Raw genomic sequence first — 20761 nt, forward strand, 5'->3', positions numbered from 1 at the left:
CGGCCCGCCCCGCCGGCCCGCGCCCCGGGCCCGCGCCCCCGGCCCGCGCTGACGACCGCGCTGACGACGTGGCGACCCGCCCTGGGCGAGTGGCACAGCGACCTGCGTCGACCGGTGGGTGGGTTCAGGGTCAGGGCAGGGTGCGGACCTGTGCTGCGGTGAGGGCGCGGTCGTAAGCGCGGACGTCGTCGATTGCGCCTGACCAGTAGTCGACGGGGGTGCTGGCCCAGCGGGCGCGGCCGATGACGAGTGGGCCGGTGGAGGCGTCGCTGGTGCAGGCGTCGATCTGGCGGGCGAGGGTGCCGTCGACGTACAGGCTCAGGTGGCCGGCGTTGGCGTCCCGGACGCCGGTCAGGTGATACCAGCGGCCGATGACTGGGGTGAAGGGGGCGAGGGCGCGGCGGTCGGCGAAGCTCATTGCGAAGGCCTTGTCGGCGCCGCTGTACTGCAGGAAGAAGGCACTGGTGGTAGGGCCGTCCTGGCTGACGACGGTCCGGAACGAACCTGCCGTGTCCAGGCGGACCCAGGCGGCGACGGTGTAGTTGCCGGTCGTCGGCACCACCGGGCGGCCGGTGTCGGCGTACTGGCCGGCGCCGTTGAGCAGCAGGGCCTGGCCCGTGTGGCCGGTGGTCCACTGTGGAGCGCCGACGAGCGTGGTGCCGCTGGCGTTGCCGTCGAAAGGCCAGGACGAGACGGCGGTGCCCGAGGGGCGGGTGACGGGGCCGCAGAAGGAGGTGATGCCGAGGTGGTCAGAGGGCGGGGAGCCCCAGGACGACGGCGCGGTGCCCATCGTCAGGGTGAGGGTGCCGCCGGTGCGGACGAACGACTCCGGCAGCCACGACCGGCCGTAGGCGGCGCCGTCGAGGGTGGCTGACTGCACGTACTGGGCGGCGTCCGTGGTGGCGGGCGCGTCGATGACGAGGACGGCGCCGTTGTCGCGGGTCACGTGCACCGTCGGGAACAGCGGGCTGCCGACGAGCAGCTCGGCCCGGCCGGGCACCTGCGGGAAGACGCCCATGGCGGCGAAGACGTACCACGCGGACATGGTGCCGAGGTCGTCGTTGCCCGGCAGGCCGCTGGGGCCTGTTCCATAGACCGTGTCGACGATCTCGCGGGTCGTGGCCTGCGTCTTCCACGGCTGGCCGAGCGCGTTGTACAGCCACGGCGTGTGCAGCCCGGGCTCGTTGGCCGGGTCGTACCGCACGGCGCTGCCGCCCTTCACGGCCCAGTTGCCGGCCGCGTCGTGGAAGAACGCGTCGAGACGGGACGCGGCGACGGCGGTGCCGCCCATTGCCGAGGCGAGGCCGGCCACGTTCTGCGGCACCATCCACGTGTACGTGGCGCTGGACCCCTGCGCGAACCCCACGTCGGTCGACGGGCTGAAGCCACCCACCCAGCCGCCGGAGACGTTGCGGGCCTGCTGGTACCCCTCAGAAGGCGTGGCCAAGGCGTTGAACGTGTTGCGCCACCAGTTCGCCCGGTCCGCCATGGCAGCCTGGTCCGCGGTGCGGCCGAGCCGTGAGGCCCACATGCCGAGGGAGAAGTCGGCGAGGGAGTTCTCCAGGGTCTCCGCGGCGCCGCCCCAGCAGTGGCAGGCGTCCTGCGGTGCGTAGTGCGACGCGAGGTACTGGTTCAGCGCCGGCCGCTGCCCGGTGCACTGGCCGGGGCAGCCGCCGTCGTTGAGCGCGTCCGGGTTCTGCACGGTGGCCTGGCGCAGCAGCGACGCGTAGGCGCCCGCGGTGTCGAAGTGGTCCGCGCCCATCGCCACGAACGTCGCCAGCGTGGGCGCCGCGGGGTCGCCGGTCATCACGTGGGTGGCGCCGTTGTTGTGCAGCCAGCGGTCCCAGATGCCGCGGTTCTGCTGGGCGAACTGGTACATCGACTGCGCGTAGTCGCCCGCCACCGACGGTTTCAGCAGCGCGAGCAGCTGGATCTGGGCGCGGTACTGGTCCCAGCCGGAGAACGTGCCGTACTGCGCGCCCTGCCCCGCGGTTACCTGGTGGACCGCCTGGTCGGTGCCGAGGTAGGCGCCGTCGACGTCGCTGACCAGGTTCGGTTGCAGCAGCGAGTGGTAGAGCGCGGTGTAGAACGTGGTCCGCTGCGCGGCGCTGCCGCCGCCGACCTGCACCGCGCGCAGCTGCCGCTGCCAGTCCGCAAGGCCGTCCGCGGCGACCGCCGGCACGGACACCCCGGCGGCGAGCTCGGTGTCGCGGTTGCGTTCCGCGCCGGCGAGGCTCACGTAGGAGATCCCGATCCGCATCCGCACGTCGCTGCCGCCGGCGAACGAGACCCAGCCGCCGGAGCCGCGGCCGGCCCGGTCCGCGCCGGTCGCGTAGCCCTCGCCGCCGGTGGCACGGGTGCCGCCCGGCTGCAGCGTGCCGTTGACCCAGGTGCCGGTACCGGTGACCGGCCGGTCGAACTGCGCGCTGAAATACAGCCGGTAGTAGGTGCGGCGGTTGTTGGTGCCACCGTTGGCGCGCCGGCCGCAGAACGCGCCGGTGAGCACCGACCCGCGCACCGTGCGCCCGGCCGCGTCGATGCTGACCTCGGCGTCCTCGCTGCCGTTGAGCGAGTTGGAGGTGCGGAAGAGCAGGTTCGCCGGCTTCCCGGCGGGGAACGTGAACTGCCCGACCCCGGCCCGCGCCGTCACCGCCAGATCCGCGCGCACCCCGGAGTCCAGCGTCACGGTGTACCGGCCGGGTCGCGCGACCTCAGCGGCGTGGCTGAAGTTGGCGGCGAACTTCGCGTCGGTGCTGTCCGCGGACGGCGAGGAGTCCACGGCGCCGGCGAACGGCAGGATGGGCACGTCGCCGGCGGCGCCCGGGTTGCAGCCGGCGCCGTTGACGTGGGTGAGGCTGAGCCCGCGCAGCCGGGTGACGTCGTACTGGTACCCGTTGGCCGCCCCGGTGGACGTCTGGTCGCCGCGCGTGCTGGTGGGGCTCCACGAGATCATGCCGAACGGGCGGACCGCACCCGGCCACGTGTTGCCGTCCCGCGCCGACCCGATCAGCGGGTCCACATAGGACGCGGGATCGGTGACGGGCTCGGCCGCCGCGGCGACCCGGGCGGGCAGCACCACGGTGCCGAGCAGCAGGACAGTGACAACGATGACACGCATGGGCGGGAGTCTATGCGTCGGCGCTCGGCGCGGCGGTGAACCGCCGGTGGAGACTAGATGTCCACGTCGATCTGGATGGTCCCGGTGTCCACGCTGCAGACCTTGGGGGTGCCGCCGGCCATGGTGAAGTCGACGTTGAAGGGGTGCTCGGCGCCGCCGCCGTCGGTGAGGGTCACGTTCACGACACCGGTGCCGCCGGAGGTGTGCTGCGACGAGACGGGCTTGGTCTTCCACGGCCGCGAATAGCCGCTGAACATCTCCTTGAGCTCGTCGGCCGTCGGCGGCTTCGCGGGCGGCTCGTAGGAGCACCAGTGCGACGCGGCGGCGGTGTAGTCGGCGCGCTCCAGCTCGCCGAAGAGCCCCTCGACGGCGGTCTTGATGAGCTTGCCGTCCCCGCTCTCGAACGGTTCCGACAACCCGCAGGCGGCCAGCGCGAGGGTCAGGAGCATGGTGCCGGCGAGCTTGCGCATCATGTCCGACACGGTAGGCGCCGGCGGCCACGAACATCGTCGGGCCGCCGACACCTGCCGTGCGTCGTGGGTCACCCGTTACCGCAGGGGCACGTCCACGTAGGACCCGCCGGCGACGGTGACCGTGCCGCCGGGGGCGTTCGCGTCGTAGTACAGCGGGTCGACGGTGTCCACGACCAGGGTCAGCGAGTGCCCGGCGGGCACGTCGTAGGCCGTCGCCGACAGCGCCACGTCGACGCTGCGGTTCCCGCCCGCGGTGCCGAGCCAGGTGACGGGGGCGTGCGTGATGAGCTTGGCGTTGCCGAGGCCGTCGAGGTCGTAGAGGTACGCCACGACGCTGCCCTGTGCGGCGGTGCCCGTGAGGTTCAGGTGCACCTTCGGCACGCCGCGGATGCGCTGCACGGTCGACGGCCGGTCCGAGGCCCAGACGCCGGCCCGGAGCCGGTCGACGGTCGGCAACCAGATCTGCGGCAGCACCCCGGTGAGCGCCGCGGCGCCGTTGGTGAGCAGCACGATCCCGCCGTCCGCGGTCGTGTTCAGGTCGGTCGGCAGGCTCTTGCTCCAGCCGGTGCTCGGGTTCCCGCCGAGCAGTCCGGTCCCGTCCCACCAACGGATCGAGCCCAGCCCGTACCGGCGGACATTCCCGTTGAGCGAGGACCATGCCGGGTAGCTCTCGGCGGCGGCGTTGTGCGGCTTCACGAGCACCGGTGGCTCACCGCCGATGCCGGTGTCGACCCCGGCCAGGTACTGGTCGAACCAGCGGTAGGCGCTGCTCCACACGTCGTTCGGCAGCCCGATGACGCCGGTGAGCTCGGCGATGGCGTGGTCACCGGGGCGCAGCTCGAGGCGCTTCGGCCCGGCCAGCCGGCCGTAGAAGTCGACCAGCTGGTTGGGCGGGAAGATCGAGTCGCCCCACGAGTTGGCGATGAGCACCGCGGGGCGGTTCGCGTTGATCGCGTCGAGGTAGGTCGCCGCGGAGCGGACGCCGGCCCACGCCATGATCTGCGCGACGTTGCGGTTGGCGTTGAAGTCGTCGAGCTTGCCGGTCAGGTCCGGGCCGGCGTTGCCGAGCAGGGCGGCGGCGAGCTGCAGCAGCCCGGCCGACTGCTGGTGGCGGGTCTGGTCGCCGTACAGCGAGTACACCAGGTCGGTCCAGCCGCTCATCATGACGACGGCCCGGATACGCGGGTCGAACGCCGAGCCGAGCAGGCTGATGCCCGCGCCGTAGGAAATGCCGGCGGCGCCGATGCGGGACGGGTCGGCGGCGGTGTTCGCGATCGTCCAGTCGATGACCTTGGACAGGTCGGCCATGTCCTTCGGCCCGGCGGTGTCGATCTCGCCGCCGGAGGACCACCAGCCGCGCGGGGTGTAGGACACGACCACGTAGCCGCGGCCGGCGAGGGTCCTGGCCTGGGCGATGTACTCGAGGTCGTTGAGCCCCCAGCTGGCCGGGAAGACGATCGCGGGATACCGCCCGGCGGCGGACGGGGCGATCGCGTTGGCCTTGAGGACGACGCCGCCGGAACCGGCGATGTCCACGAACCGGAAGCCGGTCGTGGGCACGGCCGCGGCGGCCTGCGCGACGGCCGGGGGAGCGGCGGCGGCAGGGGTCGGGCTCGCCGCGGTGAGGACGGCGGCGGCGAGCACGGACAGCAGGCAGACGGGCAGGGGTGTTCGGCGCTTCGCCATGCGCACTCCTTGGGAGGCGGGGGTGGGCCAAGGCGGGTTGGACAGGGCGGATGCCTCGGTGGCGGGAGCGTAGAAGCGGGTACCGAGAATTTGAAGTTCATGACATTATCGTTACTTGTCGGTAACATGTGTCGCTGCTGTTCTCGCCGTGAGGAGCGTGGCCGTGCTGTACGGAGCCCAGACGCCGCGTCGCCGGGACGCGCTGCGCAACCGCTCGGCCATTGTCGAGGCCGCCACCGAACTGATGCTGGGCCGGCACACCGCGGTGCTGATGCCGGAGATCGCCCGGCGGGCCGGCGTGGGCCAGGCGACGCTCTACCGCCACTTCCCGGACCGGCAGGCATTGACCGCCGCCGTCGTCGCGCACGAGCTGGCCCGGCTCGAGGCGTACGTCGCGGCCAACGCCGACCGGCCCGCCGCCTTCCGCGACCTGCTCGCCGAGCTGCTGCGCACCCAGATCGCGATGCGGCCCCTCGTCCTGCACGTGCGCCGGCTGGACCGGCAGACCCGCGACCGGTACCAGCACCGCATGATCACGACGCTCACGGCGCCGCTGCGCCGCGCCCAGCAGGAGGGTTACGTCCGCGCCGACCTCGCCCCGGCCGACCTGGCCCTGCTGTGCACGATGATCGAGGGCGTCGTGGAGACCGCCGACGCCGACGCCGCGACCCGCTCCATCGACCTCATGCTCGAAGGTGTCTGCGCTGTCCCGCCGGGACCGGCGCCGCTGCCGGCAGCAGGCCGGACGCCTTGAGCGACCGCCACAACCGCGCCGGCACCGGATGCGCGAGCAGCTCGGCGCTGGCCGTGACCTCGTCCGGGGTGCGTGCACCGACCAGGACCGCGGCAACCGCCGGATGGCCGAACGGGAACTGGATCGCCGCGGCCAGGGGCGGCACGCGGTGCTCGGCGCAGACGGCGCGGATTGCCCGCACCCGCTCCAGCAGTGCCGGCGGCACCTCCGGGTAGCCGTACGCGGCGCCGGATCGCGGCTCGGCGAGCAGCCCCGCCTGGAACACCCCCGCCGCGAGCACCGCCACCCCCTGCCGCGCGCACAACGGCAGGAGCTCGTCGAGACCGGTCTGGTCCAGCAGCGTGTACCGCCCGGCGAGCAGCACGCAGTCGGGGCCCGGCGCGGGCGCCTCCCGCAGGAACCGGGCCGCGACGTCGGCGTGGTTGACCCCGAGCGACACGGCCCGGATCACTCCCGCGGCCCGAAGGTCGGCCAGGGCCCGGTACGCCTCTGCCAGCGCCACCGGGTAGTTCAGGTCCGGGTCGTGGATGTGCAGCACGTCGACGCGGTCCAGCCCGAGGCGCGCCAGGCTGTCCTCGACGCACCGCCGCACCGCCTGGTAGCTGTAGTCGAGTCGCGGGCCGACGCCGGGCGGCGGGTCCGCCCAGATGTCCTGCGTGTCGGTGCCGCCGGGTTCGATGAGCCGGCCGACCTTGGTGCACAGGACGTATCCGTCGCGGGGCCGGGTCCGCAGCGCCAGGCCCGCCCGGATCTCGGACCGGCCGTACCCGTACACCGGGGCCGTGTCGAACAGGCGGACGCCGAGGTGCCAGGCCCGCCCGACGGTTGCCGCCGCGTCCTCGTCGCTCACGGCGGTGAACAGCCCGCCGAGCGAGGCCAGCCCCAGCCCGAGCCGGCTCACCGTCAGCCCGGTCCGCCCCAGCGGCACCATGTCGTCTGCGCGCACCCCACCAGCATGCCCGACCACCGGCCGTGCTTCCCCGGCCCGGGCACCACAACCAGATCCGTGCGACGGCCGCCTGCTTGCGCCCCCTCGACCGAACCCCCGGCGGCAGTGCCGCGGACCGCCGCGTGAGACGCGATCGCCTACGCTGGCGGGATGTCACGGGTCGTCGTCCTGCCCGACCGCGGGACCGTGCTGGCCGCCACGGACCTGCACGGCAACCTGCCCGACTTCCACGCGGTGGTACGCCGCTTCCTCGACCTGTGCACGTCGGCGGCGGACCCGCCGCACCTGCTGCTGTGCGGCGACCTGGTGCACGGCCCGGCCCTCGCCCGGGACGACTGGCCCGAGCACCTCGGGGACTGGTACGCCGACGAATCGGTGGAGCTGCTCGACGAGGCGTGGCGGCTGCAGCGGCGGTTCCCCGGCCAGGTCCACTACCTGCTCGGCAACCACGAGCACGCGCACCTCGGCGGCCCCCTCCTGTCGAAGTTCCACCCCGACGAGGCCCGGCACCTCGAGGAGTCCTACGGGACCGCGCGGTTCGGCGCGGTCCGGGACTGGTTCGCCGGCTGGCCCCTGGCGGTCGTCGCGCCCGCGGCGGGCATCGCGTTCACCCACGCCGCCCCGCACGCGGTCATCGCATCCGCCGCCGACGTCGACGCCGCGCCTTTGACGGGGTACGAGGACGTGGCGCTGCACGACATGGCCGGCAGCGGCGTGGCCGGCGCGCTGCTGTGGGCCAGGACCACGACCGCGGAGCGGGCGACCGCGTTCCTGCGCGCGCTGCACCCCGGCTGCCGGGTCGCGGTCTTCGGCCACGACGTGATCCGCGAGGGCCACCTCGTCGAGCACGAGCCGCTGCTGTGCGTCTCCACCAGCTACGGCTGCTATGACGGCGACAAGGTCCTCCTCGAGTGGGACCTCGCCGTCCCGGCCGCGAGCGCGGCGGCGGTCGCCCGCACCGGCCTGCGCCCGGTGCACCCCGCGGCCCGCCCGGTGCACCGCCACCCCACCACCGCGTAGCGCGCGCCGCGGACGCCCGGGGCGGCCCGCCCCCCACAGCGATCCGCAACGCGCGTTGCGCGCCGCGACCGGCTCGGGGCGCCGCGACACGCCCCGGGCTCGGGCCGGGCTCAGCGCCAGGCCGCGGCTTCAGGCCGGGCTCAGCGCCAGGCCCCGGCTCAGGCCGGGCTCAGCGCCAGCTCGGTGGGTCGGCCGGAACCCTCGCACAGCACCTGACCCGCGCGCCAGCCGGCGAGCAGCGAAGGATCGGCCGGTGGCTGTCCACACAGGACGTAGTGGCGGGGGGTCATCGCGGCGTGGCGGCCGGGCAGGGCGGCGAGGCACCGGCGGTGCGCCTCCTGCGGCGTGTCGGGGCCGCCGGCGACGTACGCGACCAGCGGCGAGCCGTCGACGGAGGCGAAGACCCGGCAGACCGCCGGGGCGAGCGCGTCGTCGAGGAGACGCTGCACCTCGGCGAGGTCGACCCAGCAGTGATCGACCCGCAGCCAGCCCGCCGGCCGCTCGATCGGGGACAGGGCGAGCGCCGCGACGATGCCGGCGTGGTCGAGGTCGCCGGCCGCCGCCGCGACGATGAGCCGCTCCAGGGCCAGCAGCAGCGCCTGGGCCTCGGCCGGCCCGACCCGGCCGGTGTCGCCGCTCCAGAGCCGGGCGACCAGCGCGCCGTCGACGCGGCCCAGGTCGAAGCGCAGCAGGATGTCGGTGGGCGGCATGTCGACCCACTGGGTCTCGGTGGGTGCGGCCGCGGCGACGTCGGTCAGCGGGCCGCGGGCGAGGGTGTCCATGACGATGCTGTTGAACATCGGCTCGAACGACGGCGCGATGCCGCGGTCGGTCTTGATGCGGGTGGACCGCTCGTGCTGGCGGTACACGTCGTAGGTGCCGTGCAGGCCGGCCTGCAGGACCGCGCCGAAACAGCGGCCCACCAGGGCGTCGAAGCCCGAGCCGCCGACCTCGACGGTGAGGAACGTCGCCTGGGCCTGGGTGCCGACGTAGCGGAGCAGTTCGGACTCGAAACGGTTGGCCGACAGCGTGACGAAGGTGCAGGTGGCGTCGCCGGTACGGCGGGACAGCAGCGCGGAGAACGCGGCCAGCACGATGGCCGGGCGGCTCGCCCCGGTGCGCGCCGCGACGTGCTCCAGCGCCGCCGCCGCGGCGGGCGAGGACATGCCGCACGCGCCGGATCCCTTGCCGGGCCCGGTCCGCGGCCCGGCGTACGGGTGTGCGGGCGCGACCAGCAGCGCCCGTTCCCAGTGCCGCAGCGCCGCGTCCATGCGCCGCCGCCGGGCTGGCCGGTCCTCCAGCGCGGCACGGTCCAGGGGCTGCGGCCGGGGTTCGCCGGGCACCCGGGCGGCCGGGTCGCGGACCAGCTCGGCGAACTCGGCGTCCAGCACCGCCAGGGCCTGGAAGTCGACCGCGATGTGCGAGCAGACGACGACGGCGGCGGCGACCAGGCCGTCGCGTACGGCGACCGCGAAGCGGACCGGGGGTTCGGCGGCGAGGTCGAACGGCTCCGCCCGGCACAGCTCGACGAGCCGCCCGGCCGGGTCCACAGCGTCGGCGGCGTGCACCAGCATCGGCAGCGAGCCGGCGGCCAGGACGCGCTGCTCGCCGGGATTGCCGAGCCGGTACGTGCTGCGCAGCCCCTCGTGCCGGCACAGCAGCACCTGGAAGCACTCGGCGACGTCCTCGACCGTGGTGCCGGGCGGCATGTCGAAGGCGTGGTCGAGCACCGCGGCGGGCGCGTGCGGGACGTTGAGCAGCCACTTCGCCGTGTTGCGCTGGCCGGCGGTGAGCGGACCGGTCGCGGACCGTTGACCCTCGAACCGTAATCGCACCATTTTCAGGGTCCTTTCGCTCCGGCCGGACGCACGGCACCGTCATCGAATCAAGAAACCATGGCGCTGATCAATGAAAGTTTCAGTTTTCGTTTTTCGAAACTGGCGCGCCGCGCTGCTGTCAGCAGGGCAACCCGGGTCACGACGGGAAATTCGGGCTGGTGAAGACGTTGTCATCTGTCGATTCCGTGATGCTGATCGGGTCCCCGCCGAACATGTTTCGAAACGAAAGGCGTTGTGATGGACAGGAATCGAAAACGGGCGTTGGGTGCCGCGGGCGCGGGTGCTCTGGCGGTGGTGGTGGCCCTCGGTATCGCCTCGACCGCGGACGCGGCGGCGTCGACGTTGCATGCCGCCGCGGCGGAGCAGGGCCGCTACTTCGGTACGGCGGTTGCGGCGTACAAGCTCAGCGACAGTGTGTACAGCACCATCCTGGATCGTGAGTTCGGGATGGTGACGCCGGAGAACGAGATGAAGTGGGATGCGACGGAGCCGTCGCAGGGGTCGTTCTCCTACGGCTCGGCGGATCAGATCGTGGCGCATGCGCAGGCGCACAACCAGCGGGTGCGTGGGCATGCGCTGGCGTGGCATTCGCAGCAGCCCGGGTGGGCGCAGAACATGTCCGGTACGGCGTTGCGCAATGCGATGGTCAACCATGTGACGCAGGTGGCGACGCATTACAAGGGCAAGATCTATGCGTGGGACGTGGTGAACGAGGCGTTCGCCGATGGTGGTGGCGGCGGGCGGCGTGACTCGAACCTGCAGCGCACCGGCAACGACTGGATCGAGGTCGCGTTCCGCACCGCCCGGGCCGCGGACCCGGCCGCGAAGCTGTGTTACAACGACTACAACACCGATGGGCAGAACGCGAAGTCCAACGCCGTGTACGCGATGGTGCAGGACTTCAAGGCCCGTGGGGTGCCGATCGACTGCGTCGGGTTCCAGTCGCACTTCAACAGCGCCAGCCCGGTGCCGTCGGACTATCAGGCGAACCTGCAGCGCTTCGCCAACCTCGGCGTGGACGTGCAGATCACCGAGCTGGACATCGAGGGCTCCGGCAGCACCCAGGCCGACAACTACCGCCGCGTCACCCAGGCGTGCCTCGCGGTGACCCGCTGCACCGGCATGACCGTGTGGGGGATCCGCGACAGCGACTCGTGGCGTGCCTCCGGTACCCCGCTGCTGTTCGACGGCAACGGCAACAAGAAGGCCGCGTACACCAGCACCCTCGCCGCCCTCGGCGGCGGAGGACCTACCTCCAATCCGCCGGTGAGCAGCAGCTCGTCCCGGCCGCCGACCAGCAGCTCCCCGCCGCCGATCCCGACCGGCGGCTGCACCGCCAGCGTGTCGGTCGACCAGTGGCAGGGCGGGTTCGTCGCCACGGTCAGGGTCACCGCGGGCTCCGGCGGCACGAACGCATGGACGGTCACCATGCCGCTGCCGTCCGGGATCACCGTCACCAACTCCTGGAACGTGACCCGCAACGGCAACACGTTCACCAACGTGTCGTACAACGGCCGCATCAACCCCGGCCAGTACACGGAGTTCGGCCTCCAGGCGACCGGCACCGCCGGCACGCTCAGCCCCACCTGCGCCGCGAGCTGAGGGGAGCGGGCAATGCGCATCCGAAGCAGGATCCTCGCGGCCGCCTCGGCCGCGGCGGTCCTCGCCGTCGCCGGCATCACGCTGTTCGCGTCGCCGGCGGCCGCCGCCACCCTGACCGAGGTCACCAACTTCGGCACCAACCCGAGCAACCTGCGCATGCACCTGTACGTGCCGAACACCGTCGCCGCCCGCCCGGCGGTCGTGGTGGCCGTGCACTTCTGCACCGGCTCGGGGCCGGCGTTCTACTCCGGCACCGAGTTCGCGTCGCTCGCCGACCGGTACGGGTTCATCGTGGTCTACCCGTCCGCGACCCGCAGCGGCAACTGTTTCGACGTCTCCTCGCCGGAGGCGTTGCGGCGCGGCGGCGGCAGCGACCCGGTCGGCATCATGTCGATGGTCACCTACGTCCAGCAGCACAACAACGCCGACCCGGGCCGGATCTTCGTCACCGGCGCCTCGTCCGGCGGCATGATGACCAACGTGCTGCTCGGTGACTACCCGGACGTCTTCAAGGCCGGCGCGGCGTTCATGGGCGTCCCGTTCGGCTGCTTCGCCACCACCGACGGCTCGTCCTGGAACAGCACCTGCTCCAGCGGGCAGCTCAACAAGACGCCGCAGCAGTGGGGTGACCAGGTCCGGGCGGCCTACCCGGGCTACACCGGCGCCCGCCCGCGGATGCAGGTCTTCCACGGCACCACCGACACGACCCTCGCCTACCCGAACTTCGGCGAGGAGATCGAGCAGTGGACCAACGTGCTCGGCGTCAGCCAGACCCCGGTGTTCACCGACCAGCCGCAGCAGAACTGGACCCGCACCCGCTACGGCAACGCGGGCACAATGGCACCGGTCGAGGGGATCAGCATCGCCGGCGTCGGCCACTCGCTGCCCCTGGCCGGACAGGCCGCGATGGTCATCGCGTTCTTCGGGCTGTCCGGCGGCACGAGCCCGACGCCCTCCAGTTCGCCGCCGTCCTCGCCGTCGGCGTCGCCGTCGCCGTCGAGGTCACCGTCCAGCTCACCGTCCAACTCGCCGTCGGGCTCGGCGTCCGTGCCGGTCGGGGGCTGCCGGGTGGCGTACACCGTGAACGCCTGGAACACCGGGCTCACCACGGCCGTCACGATCACCAACGCCGGCACCACCGCCGTCAACGGCTGGACCCTCGGCTTCACGCTGCCGTCGGGCCAGAGCATCACGTCGGCGTGGAACGCGACCGTCGCCCCCACCTCCGGCGCGGTCACCGCCCGCAACGTCAGCTACAACGCGAGCATCCCGCCGGGCGGCTCCACGTCGTTCGGGTTCCAGGCGAACCACACCGGCAACACCGGCAAGCCCGCGGCGTTCACCCTGAACGGCGCCGCCTGCACCAGCGTCTGACCGCATGACGAAGGGCGGGACCCCGGCCGGGGTCCCGCCCTTTGCGCGTCAGCTCAGCCGGAGACCGTCACCCGCGGGTGCAGCTGCCGGTCGTGGCCGACGAACCGGCGCGGGCCGACGACCGGGATCCGCACCGCCGCGTGAACGTCCACGCTGGAGCGTGCGACCCGCAGCTCCACGTCGCCGGGCTCGACCAGGCGGCGCCCGTCGCGACCCGAGTAGGACAGCAGGTCGGCGTGCAGCCCGAACACGACCGTGCGCCGCTGCCCCGGCTCCAGGTCCACCCGGGCCGCGGCGATCAGCTGCCGCTCGGGACGGGCCACCTCGGCGACCGGGTCGTGCAGGTACACCTGGACGACGGTGCTCGTCGCGCGGTCGCCGTCGTTGCTGACCGGCACCGCCACCTCCACGGCGCCGTCGGTCGGCCAGCCGCCGGCGGGATCGAGGCTGACCTCGCCCCACGTCGTGCCGGTGTACGACAGCCCGTGGCCGAACGCGAACAACGGTGTCGGGTCCACGCTGCTGACGCCGCTGCGGCCGGCCAGGGGCGCGGCGAGATACGTCGACGGCTGGCTCGCGCCGACGCCCGGGAAGCTCACCGGTAGCCGCCCCGACGGGTCGACCCGTCCACTGAGGACACCCTCGATCGCGGCGGCGCCCTCCTCGCCGGGGAAGAAGCCGCACAGCACGGCCGCGAGCCGGTCGACCTGCCGGGACAGCTCATACGGGCGGCCGACGAGCAGCACCAGCACGACCGGGGTCCCGGTGGCCAGCAACGCCTCCAGGAGCTCCTCCTGCCGGCCGGGCAGCCGCAGGTCACTGGCGTCGCAGCCTTCGCCGGAGGTACCGCCGCCGAACAGGCCCGACAGGTCGCCGAGGACCGCGACACACACGTCGGCCCCGGCCGCGGCCGCAGCCGCCGCGGCGATCTGCTCGTCGTCGCCGCCGACGACGGGGCAGCCCTGGGCGTAGGTGACGTCGTGGGCGGCCTTGAGCGCGTCCAGCACCGACGGCACCGACACCCCGGCGGGCACGTCGGGGTGGTGCACGAGGACGTGGCGGGGGAAGGAGTAGCAGCCGAGCATCGCGCCGGACTCCGCGGCACCCGGTCCGACGACCGCGAGCCGGGCGCCGGGCCGCAGCGGCAGGGCGGGCGCGCCGTCCACGGGCGCGTTGCGCAGCAGGACCACGGAACGCTCCGCGAGCCGGCGGGCGAGGTCCCGCGCGTCAGGCTCGTCGATGTCGACGACCGTGCCGTCCTCGCGCAGCGCCGGCGGTTCGGGTCGCCAGTCCTCGTCGAGCAGGCCCAGCGCGCACTTCTGCAGCAGGATGCGGGTGACGGCCCGGTCGATGAGGGCCTCGTCGACGTCGCCGGCCTCGACGGCGTCCAGCAGCGGCGCGCCGTAGCAGTTGGCGCCGGGCAGTTCGACGTCGATGCCGGCGCGCAGGGCGAGCGCGCCCGCGTCGGCGCGGGACCCGGCCACGCCGTGCAGCGTCTGCAGGAAGGCGATGGCGAAGTAGTCGGAGACCACGGTGCCGTCGAAGCGCAGCCGGTCCCGGAGCAGGTCGGTGAGCAGCGCCGGGTCGGCGGCCACCGGGACGCCGTCGACGTCGGTGTAGCTGTTCATGACCGAGCGGGCACCGGCGCGCAGCGCCATCTCGAACGGCGGCAGCAGCACGTCGGCGATCTCCCGCGGCCCGATCGACACCGGCGCGAGGTTGCGCCCGGCGCGGGAGGCGGAGTAGCCGACGAAGTGCTTGAGGGTGGCGATCACCCCGGCGGACTCCACGCCGCGCACGTAGGCGGCGCCGATGGTACCGACGAGATGCGGGTCCTCGCCGATGGTCTCCTCGACGCGACCCCAGCGCAGGTCCCGGACCACGTCCAGGACCGGGGCGAGGCCCTGCTGGATGCCGAGCCGGCGCATGGTGCGGCCGATCTGCGCGCCCATCCGCTCGATCAGGTCCGGGTCGAAGCTCGCACCCCACGACAGCGGCGCCGGGTAGATGGTCGCCTGCCAGGCGGCCAGGCCGGTGAGGACCTCCTCGTGCACGACCGCCGGGATGCCGAACCGGCCGGCGGCGACGATCTCCCGCTGCAGGTGCGCGACCCGCCGGGCGCCGTCGGCGGGCGCGATCGGCGTCGTGCCGTAGGCGCGGGTCACCTGGCCGAGGCCGTGGGGGATCTGGGCGCTCCAGTCGAACGGGTCGGGCGTCTGATCGTGCTGGTGCGGCGCGACCTCCCCGGCGGTGTCGTCGACGTCGAGCCAGGCGCTGTACATCTGCGCCACCTTCTCGCGCAGGGTCATCCGGGTCATCAGGTCGGCCACGCGTGCGGACGCGGGCGCCGTGGTGTCCCGCCAGGTTCCGGCGGAGACGCCGCTGTCGAGTGTCACGCTCGGGGCTCCAATGTTCGTCCAATGCTCGTTCTGTGCTGGTGCAGGGGGGTGCGCCAGATGGGCGCCGTGTGCGGCGTTGCGCACGGCGCGGATGGGCGGCGGTGAAACGTTCAGACGGCGCGGGTCGACTGGCGCACGACGAGCCGGGTCGGCAGCCGCACGTGCGTGGTGTCGACCGGCTCGCCGTGGATGAGCTTGATCAGCAGCTCGATCGCGCGGTGGCCCATCGCGTGGATCGGCTGTTCGACGGTGGTGAGGGCCGGGCTGGCCAGGGCGGCCTCCGGGACGTTGTCGAAGCCGACCACCGACAGGTCGTCGGGGACCCGCAGGCCCATCGACGCGGCGACCTCGACCGCGGCGATCGCCGAGACGTCGTTGGCGCCGAAGATGGCGGTGGGTCGGTCGGGGTCGTTGAGCAGGAACCGGGCCGCGGCGGCGGAGGAGTCCGGATCGTAGTCGCCGACGTGGATCAGGCCCGGGTCCACGGGCACGCCGGCGTCCCGCATGGCCTCGCAGAAGCCCCGCTCGCGCAGCCGGGACGACTCCAGGTCCGGCCGGCCGGAGATCATCGCGATGCGGCGGTGCCCCAGGTCGAGCAGGTGCTGGGTGCCCAGCCTGGCGCCGTTGAGGTTGTCCGAGTCGACGGTCGGCAGGCCGGAGGGGCCGGCGTGCGGGTCGACGGCCACCACGGCGGTGCCGTAGTCGACGTCCACCACCGTCGGCGTGACCAGGACCGCGCCGTCGATGAGCGTGCCGGACAGCCGCGACAGGTAGCGCTGCTCCCAGCCGGCCTGGTCGCTGGTGCGCCCGCCGGCGGAGTAGACGACCAGCTCATAGCCGGTGCCCTTGATCGCCTTCGCGGCGCCCTTGAGCAGCTCGGTGCTGAACGGCTCCAGGTCGGCGACGAGGATGCCGATGACGTTGGTCTTGTGGTTGCGCAGGCTCTGCGCCACGAGGCTCGCCTCGTAGCCCAGCTCGCGGATGACGGACTGGACGTGTGCGCTGGTGGCGGCCGACACCCCGTAACGGGCGTTGAGCACCTTGGACACCGTCGCAACCGAGACGCCCGCGGTCGCGGCGACGTCCCGGATCGTGATTCGAGAACTGGGCTTCACGAGGGCAGAGTAACTTCCGATAACGATATCAACAACGATTGACAAGCGGAGTTCCTGAGGCGGAGACTCTGCGGTCATCGAGGGCCGAGCCCTTCGGCTCGGCTCGCCCCCGTCAGGAGATGATCACTTTGAACGTCCGCCTGAGCACCCCACGGAGGCTGGCCACGATCGCCGTCGCGTTGGCGATGACCGTGCCCTCCCTGACCGCATGCGGCGACGACGAACCCGGAGCGGGCGGCGACCCGAATGCCGCCACGACCTTGACCTGGTGGCACAACGGTGCCCAGGATCCCGCCAAGGGCGTCTGGCAGTCGCTCGCAGACCAGTACCACGCCGACCATCCGAATGTGTCGTTCAAGGTCGAACCGGCACAGAACGAAGCGCTCAAGACCAAGATCTCGGTGGCGCTGCAGTCACCGACACCGCCGAGCATCTTCCAGCAGTGGGGTGGCGGCGCCCTGGCCACCCAGGTGGAGTCCGGCAAGCTCATGGACATGACCGAGGCGACGTCGAGCTGGATCCAGGAGCTCGGCGCCGGCGCCAAGGGCTGGCAGGTCGAGGGCAAGCAGTACGGCGTGCCCTTCGGCCTGCACGTCGTCGGCTTCTGGTATCGCACGGACCTTTTTGCGCAGGCGGGCATCACCGCTCCGCCGACCACGATGGAGGAGCTCAACGCCGCCGTCACCAAGCTGAAGGCCAAGAACATCGCGCCGATCGCCGTCGGCGGCAAGGACAAGTGGCCCGACGCCTTCTGGTGGTCCTACTTCGCGATCCGGGAGTGTTCCCTGGACACCGTGAAGAACACCGTGAAGAACCTCAAGATGGACGACCCGTGCTGGGTCAAGGCCGGTGAGGACCTCAAGGCGTTCCTCGACACCAAGCCGTTCCAGGACGCCTTCCTCGGCACCCCCGCCCAGCAGGGCGCCGGCAGCTCAGCCGGTCTGGTCGCCAACGGCAAGGCCGCGATGGAGCTGCAGGGTGACTGGGAGCTGCCCACGATGATCCCGCTGACCGAGGACAAGGAGTACGCCAAGAAGCTCGGCTGGTTCGCGTTCCCGACCGTTGCCGGTGGCAAGGGCACCCCCGGGACCGCGCTCGGCGGCGGCGACGGCTACTCCTGCGCCGTCAAGGCCGGCGCGGCGTGCGCCGACTTCCTCAAGTACATCGCCAGCGCCCCGGTGCAGCAGAAGCTGGTGCAGACCAACACCATCAGCCTGCCGGCGAACCCGGCGGCGATCTCCGCAATCCAGGACCCCACGCTCAAGACCGTGCAGGACTACCTGAACAAGGCGCCGTACATCCAGGTGTACTTCGACCAGGCGCTGCCCACGAGCGTCGGGCAGGCACTCAACGACGCCGTTGCCGACTTCTTCGCCGGCAAGGGCAGCCCGCAGGGCATCGTCGACGCCTTCACCAAGGCGGTCGCGAACAAGTGATGGGTCACTGATGGGAACCGTTGCCGCCGCAACGGCGCCCGCGAAGCAGGCCGGCCGCGAGTCATCGCGGCCGGCCCGCCGGCCGGGGCGCCGCGGCACCCGGCTGGAGCTCGCGCTGCTGCTCACCCCGGCACTCGTGCTGTTCGTCGGGTTCGTGCTGCTGCCGATCGCGGTCGCCGTCTACTACAGCTTCTACAAATGGACCGGGTTCAGCCCCCGCACCCCGTACGGGCTGGGCAACTACCAGCGGGTCCTCGAAGACGAGGTCTTCCGCTCCGCGCTGCTGCACAACCTGATCATCGCCGCGCTGTCCGTGCTCATCCAGCTGCCGCTGTCGATCGCCCTGGCGCTGCTGCTCAACCGGAAGATCCGTGGGCGGACGGTGCTGCGGCTGGTGGTCTTCGCGCCGTACGTGCTGTCGGAGGCCATCACCGCGGTCGTGTGGCTGCTGATGCTGCAGCCCGGCGGCATGGTCGACCAGTTGTTCAACGCGGTCGGCCTCGGTGGGTTGATCCAGGACTGGCTCGCCGACGGTGACCTGGTGCTCTACACGCTCTTCGTGGTCATCACCTGGAAGTACATCGGCTTCGGCGTCATCCTGCTCCTCGCCGGGTTGCAGAGCATCCCGTCCGAGCTGCGGGAGGCCGCCTCCACCGACGGTGCGTCCTCGTGGGACACCACCCGCCACATCGTGCTGCCGCTGCTCGGCCCCACCATCCGGATCTGGATCTTCCTGTCCGTCATCGGGTCGCTGCAACTGTTCGACCTCGTGTGGATCATGACGCTCGGCGGTCCGGCGAGTGCCTCGGCCACCATGGCGACCTACCTGCTCGACCACGGTTTCAGCCGCTACGAGTTCGGGTTCGGCAGCGCCGTCGCCGTCGTGCTCTTCGTCGTGTGCTTCATCTTCGCCCTGCTGTACCAGCGCTTCGCGTTGCGCCGTGACCTGCGGGGCGCACTGACCGGGACCAAGGGGTGACCGGCATGAACAACAGACGCCTGTCCTTGGGGACGCCGTTCACGTATCTCGTCGTGCTGCTCGTCGTCGGCGTGACCGTCGTCCCGCTGGTGTTCACCATCCTCGGCGGGTTCCGCACCAACGCCCAGATCAACAACGAGCCGGTCGGCTGGCCGAGCCCGTGGAACCTGGGCAACTACACCGACGTGCTCAGCTCCGACGTGTTCTGGAAGGCGATGGGCAACAGCACGCTCATCTCGGTCATCACCACCGGCCTCGCCGTCAGCGTGGGCGCGATGGCCGCGTTCGCGCTGTCCCGCTACACGTTCAGCGGGCGGGAGTCGCTGTACACGCTGTTCACGCTGGGCCTGCTGTTCCCGCTCACCGCGGCGGCCCTTCCGCTGTATCTGCTGCTGCGCGAGCTCGACCTGCTGGAGAACCCGCTCGGGGTGGCGCTGCCGCAGGCCGCGTTCGCCCTGCCGATCACGATCGTCATCCTGCGCCCGTTCATGGCCGCGATCCCCAGCGAGCTGGAGGACGCCGCCTCGATGGACGGCGCCGGCCGGCTCGGGTTCTTCTGGCGGATCCTGATCCCGCTGAGCCGGCCCGCGCTGACGACCGTGGCGATCCTGGCGTTCGTCACCAGCTGGAACGCCTACCTGCTGCCGCTGCTGGTGCTCAGCGACCCGAACAACTTCACCCTGCCGCTCGGCGTCGCCGCGTTCCAGTCCCAGTTCTCCCAGGACACCGCCCGCATCCTCGCTTACACGGCGGCGTCGATGATCCCCGCGATCGGCTTCTTCGTGTTCGCCGAACGGCACATCGTCGGCGGGCTCACCGGGTCGGTCAAGGGCTGAGCCGCCGTGCCCTTGCCGGGGACCGATCGGCGCGTCTCCCCGGCGAGGGCGCGGCTTCCTCCGCCGCCGGCGCCTGCGCCAGGTGGTGGGCGATGTCGGCCCGGATGGCGGCCGGGTCGGCATCGAGGGCCGCCAGCAGCCGCGCGGCGGTGCCGTGCCCGTCGTCAAGTGCGGCGAGCGCCAGGTGCGAGGACTCCGTCGCGGGATGCCCCGCGTCCCGGGCGAGCGCGACCGCCCGGTCGACGGTGTCGACCGCCTCGGCGGTCCATGCCGTCCCGGTGAACCCGATGACCAGTTGGGCCCTGCCCTCGGGGACGACGACCGGGTCGGCCGGGCGCACCGACGGCAGCCCCGCGACCGCCCGCGGCAGGGTCACGCCGTGCGCTTCGAGGACGGCCGGAGCGCCGTTGAACGGCCGCAGGACCGGCCGCAGCTGCCGGTCGGCGACCCGCAGCTGTGCGTGCATCACCACGACCCCGACCAGCAGGTGTGCGGCGGTGACCGGCCCGTCGTCGAGCCGCACCGCCTGTCGCGCCGCCTCCCAGAGCAGGTTCGGCAGGACCGCGCTGCGATACCGGTTGCCGCCGATCCAGTCCCGCCGCTGCTTGCGGTCCCACCGCCCGCGCAGCCCGGTGCGGTCGCTCGTCTCCCGGGCCGCGTCGAGCCGGGACACGAACGGCGTGTACGGCGGCGCGGGCTCCCGCCACGACGGGATGGCGCGCACCATGGCGATGAGCTCGTCCCGGTCGTCGCCCAGCCCACGCAATGCCCCGGCCGGGTCGCGGAGCAGCCCGGCGATCAGGTGCGGCCGACCGGCGTGGCCGACCCCGGCCTGCCGGGCCTCGTCCAGCGCCGCCCACAGCCCGGACACCACCGAGGTGTGCCACTGCGCCGGCTCGGCCGTCGCCCGGTAGCCCACGAACCTGTGCTGCAGCCGGGTCTCCCTGCGCAACTGCGACACGGCGTCGGTGCCCGCGGCGGTCGCCAGGTCCTGCTTCCAGTCCGTGAACGGGTCGGCCCATCCGGCGTCAGCCTGGATCCGGCGGTGCACCTGCCGCATGACCGCCGACCGGTTCGACGCCGCCGTCCACAGCAGCAGGGAGGCGTCCACGACCTGCTTCTTCTTGCGGGCCGCGAAGAATTCCGCGGCACCCACAGTGCTCACGATGTCGGATCCGAACT

15 protein-coding genes are annotated in these 20761 nt (G+C 72.4%); 7 read left to right on the forward strand and 8 right to left on the reverse strand.

All coding sequences use genetic code 11. From position 1 onward, the window contains the following. Positions 1 to 130 precede the first annotated feature (130 nt). The 3 genes from AB0K00_RS45400 to AB0K00_RS45410 all read right to left on the reverse strand — a co-directional run bounded on the left by AB0K00_RS45400 (position 131) and on the right by AB0K00_RS45410 (position 5277). Positions 131 to 3118, reverse strand: a complete 2988-nt coding sequence (locus AB0K00_RS45400; RefSeq protein ID WP_363535173.1) for a GH92 family glycosyl hydrolase — start codon at positions 3116 to 3118, stop codon at positions 131 to 133. Between the two features lie 53 nt (positions 3119 to 3171). Continuing rightward, positions 3172 to 3591 (reverse strand): hypothetical protein, encoded by a 420-nt coding sequence (locus tag AB0K00_RS45405; protein ID WP_363535177.1) that lies wholly within the window; start codon positions 3589 to 3591, stop codon positions 3172 to 3174. Positions 3592 to 3666: 75 nt separating this feature from the next. Further along, positions 3667 to 5277: a CocE/NonD family hydrolase gene (locus AB0K00_RS45410; RefSeq protein WP_363535180.1), complete on the reverse strand. Its 1611-nt coding sequence runs from the start codon at positions 5275 to 5277 to the stop codon at positions 3667 to 3669. A 163-nt stretch (positions 5278 to 5440) separates the two neighbouring features. Here AB0K00_RS45410 and AB0K00_RS45415 point away from each other — a divergent pair, with 163 nt between their 5' ends. Continuing rightward, complete coding sequence (locus AB0K00_RS45415) at positions 5441 to 6031, forward strand: helix-turn-helix domain-containing protein (RefSeq protein WP_363535183.1); 591 nt, start codon at positions 5441 to 5443, stop codon at positions 6029 to 6031. On the opposite strand, the gene AB0K00_RS45420 is transcribed toward AB0K00_RS45415, so the two are convergent. Further along, entirely contained in the window at positions 5961 to 6977 is a 1017-nt protein-coding gene (locus AB0K00_RS45420) for an aldo/keto reductase (RefSeq protein ID WP_363535186.1), read from the reverse strand. The two genes, AB0K00_RS45415 and AB0K00_RS45420, sit on opposite strands and share 71 nt — an antisense overlap. A 153-nt stretch (positions 6978 to 7130) precedes the next feature. Between AB0K00_RS45420 and AB0K00_RS45425 the strand changes: the two genes are divergently transcribed. Further along, positions 7131 to 8000 carry a metallophosphoesterase gene (locus AB0K00_RS45425; RefSeq protein ID WP_363535189.1) on the forward strand — a complete coding sequence of 290 codons (870 nt, stop codon included), beginning with the start codon at positions 7131 to 7133 and terminating at the stop codon, positions 7998 to 8000. A 158-nt stretch (positions 8001 to 8158) separates the two neighbouring features. Here AB0K00_RS45425 and AB0K00_RS45430 read toward each other — a convergent pair whose 3' ends face one another. Continuing rightward, complete coding sequence (locus tag AB0K00_RS45430) at positions 8159 to 9838, reverse strand: condensation domain-containing protein (RefSeq protein WP_363535192.1); 1680 nt, start codon at positions 9836 to 9838, stop codon at positions 8159 to 8161. A gap of 237 nt (positions 9839 to 10075) precedes the next feature. On the opposite strand from AB0K00_RS45430, the gene AB0K00_RS45435 reads away from it, so the two are divergent. Then, complete coding sequence (locus AB0K00_RS45435) at positions 10076 to 11440, forward strand: endo-1,4-beta-xylanase (protein ID WP_363535195.1); 1365 nt, start codon at positions 10076 to 10078, stop codon at positions 11438 to 11440. A gap of 12 nt (positions 11441 to 11452) precedes the next feature. Beyond that, a complete protein-coding gene (locus AB0K00_RS45440; RefSeq protein ID WP_363535198.1) occupies positions 11453 to 12814 on the forward strand; it encodes a PHB depolymerase family esterase in 1362 nt (453 codons plus the stop codon). A 53-nt stretch (positions 12815 to 12867) separates the two neighbouring features. Here AB0K00_RS45440 and AB0K00_RS45445 read toward each other — a convergent pair whose 3' ends face one another. After that, positions 12868 to 15210: a glycoside hydrolase family 3 N-terminal domain-containing protein gene (locus tag AB0K00_RS45445; protein WP_363535201.1), complete on the reverse strand. Its 2343-nt coding sequence runs from the start codon at positions 15208 to 15210 to the stop codon at positions 12868 to 12870. A gap of 113 nt (positions 15211 to 15323) precedes the next feature. Then, positions 15324 to 16328: a LacI family DNA-binding transcriptional regulator gene (locus AB0K00_RS45450; RefSeq protein ID WP_363535204.1), complete on the reverse strand. Its 1005-nt coding sequence runs from the start codon at positions 16326 to 16328 to the stop codon at positions 15324 to 15326. Positions 16329 to 16447: 119 nt separating this feature from the next. On the opposite strand from AB0K00_RS45450, the gene AB0K00_RS45455 reads away from it, so the two are divergent. The 3 genes from AB0K00_RS45455 to AB0K00_RS45465 are packed head-to-tail and all read left to right on the forward strand — an operon-like array spanning position 16448 to position 19579. Further along, the gene (locus AB0K00_RS45455) at positions 16448 to 17764 is read left to right on the forward strand and encodes an extracellular solute-binding protein (protein WP_363535206.1); all 1317 of its coding nucleotides are present in this window, start codon (positions 16448 to 16450) and stop codon (positions 17762 to 17764) included. Between the two features lie 10 nt (positions 17765 to 17774). Then, a complete protein-coding gene (locus AB0K00_RS45460; protein ID WP_363535209.1) occupies positions 17775 to 18743 on the forward strand; it encodes a sugar ABC transporter permease in 969 nt (322 codons plus the stop codon). 5 nt (positions 18744 to 18748) lie between these two features. After that, positions 18749 to 19579 carry a carbohydrate ABC transporter permease gene (locus AB0K00_RS45465; RefSeq protein ID WP_363535212.1) on the forward strand — a complete coding sequence of 277 codons (831 nt, stop codon included), beginning with the start codon at positions 18749 to 18751 and terminating at the stop codon, positions 19577 to 19579. On the opposite strand, the gene AB0K00_RS45470 is transcribed toward AB0K00_RS45465, so the two are convergent. Next, positions 19569 to 20744, reverse strand: a complete 1176-nt coding sequence (locus tag AB0K00_RS45470; protein WP_363535215.1) for a Clp protease N-terminal domain-containing protein — start codon at positions 20742 to 20744, stop codon at positions 19569 to 19571. The genes AB0K00_RS45465 and AB0K00_RS45470 overlap by 11 nt on opposite strands. Positions 20745 to 20761 lie beyond the last annotated feature (17 nt).

Source organism: Dactylosporangium sp. NPDC049525, assembly GCF_040676755.1.
In the GTDB taxonomy this organism is placed as follows: domain Bacteria; phylum Actinomycetota; class Actinomycetes; order Mycobacteriales; family Micromonosporaceae; genus Dactylosporangium.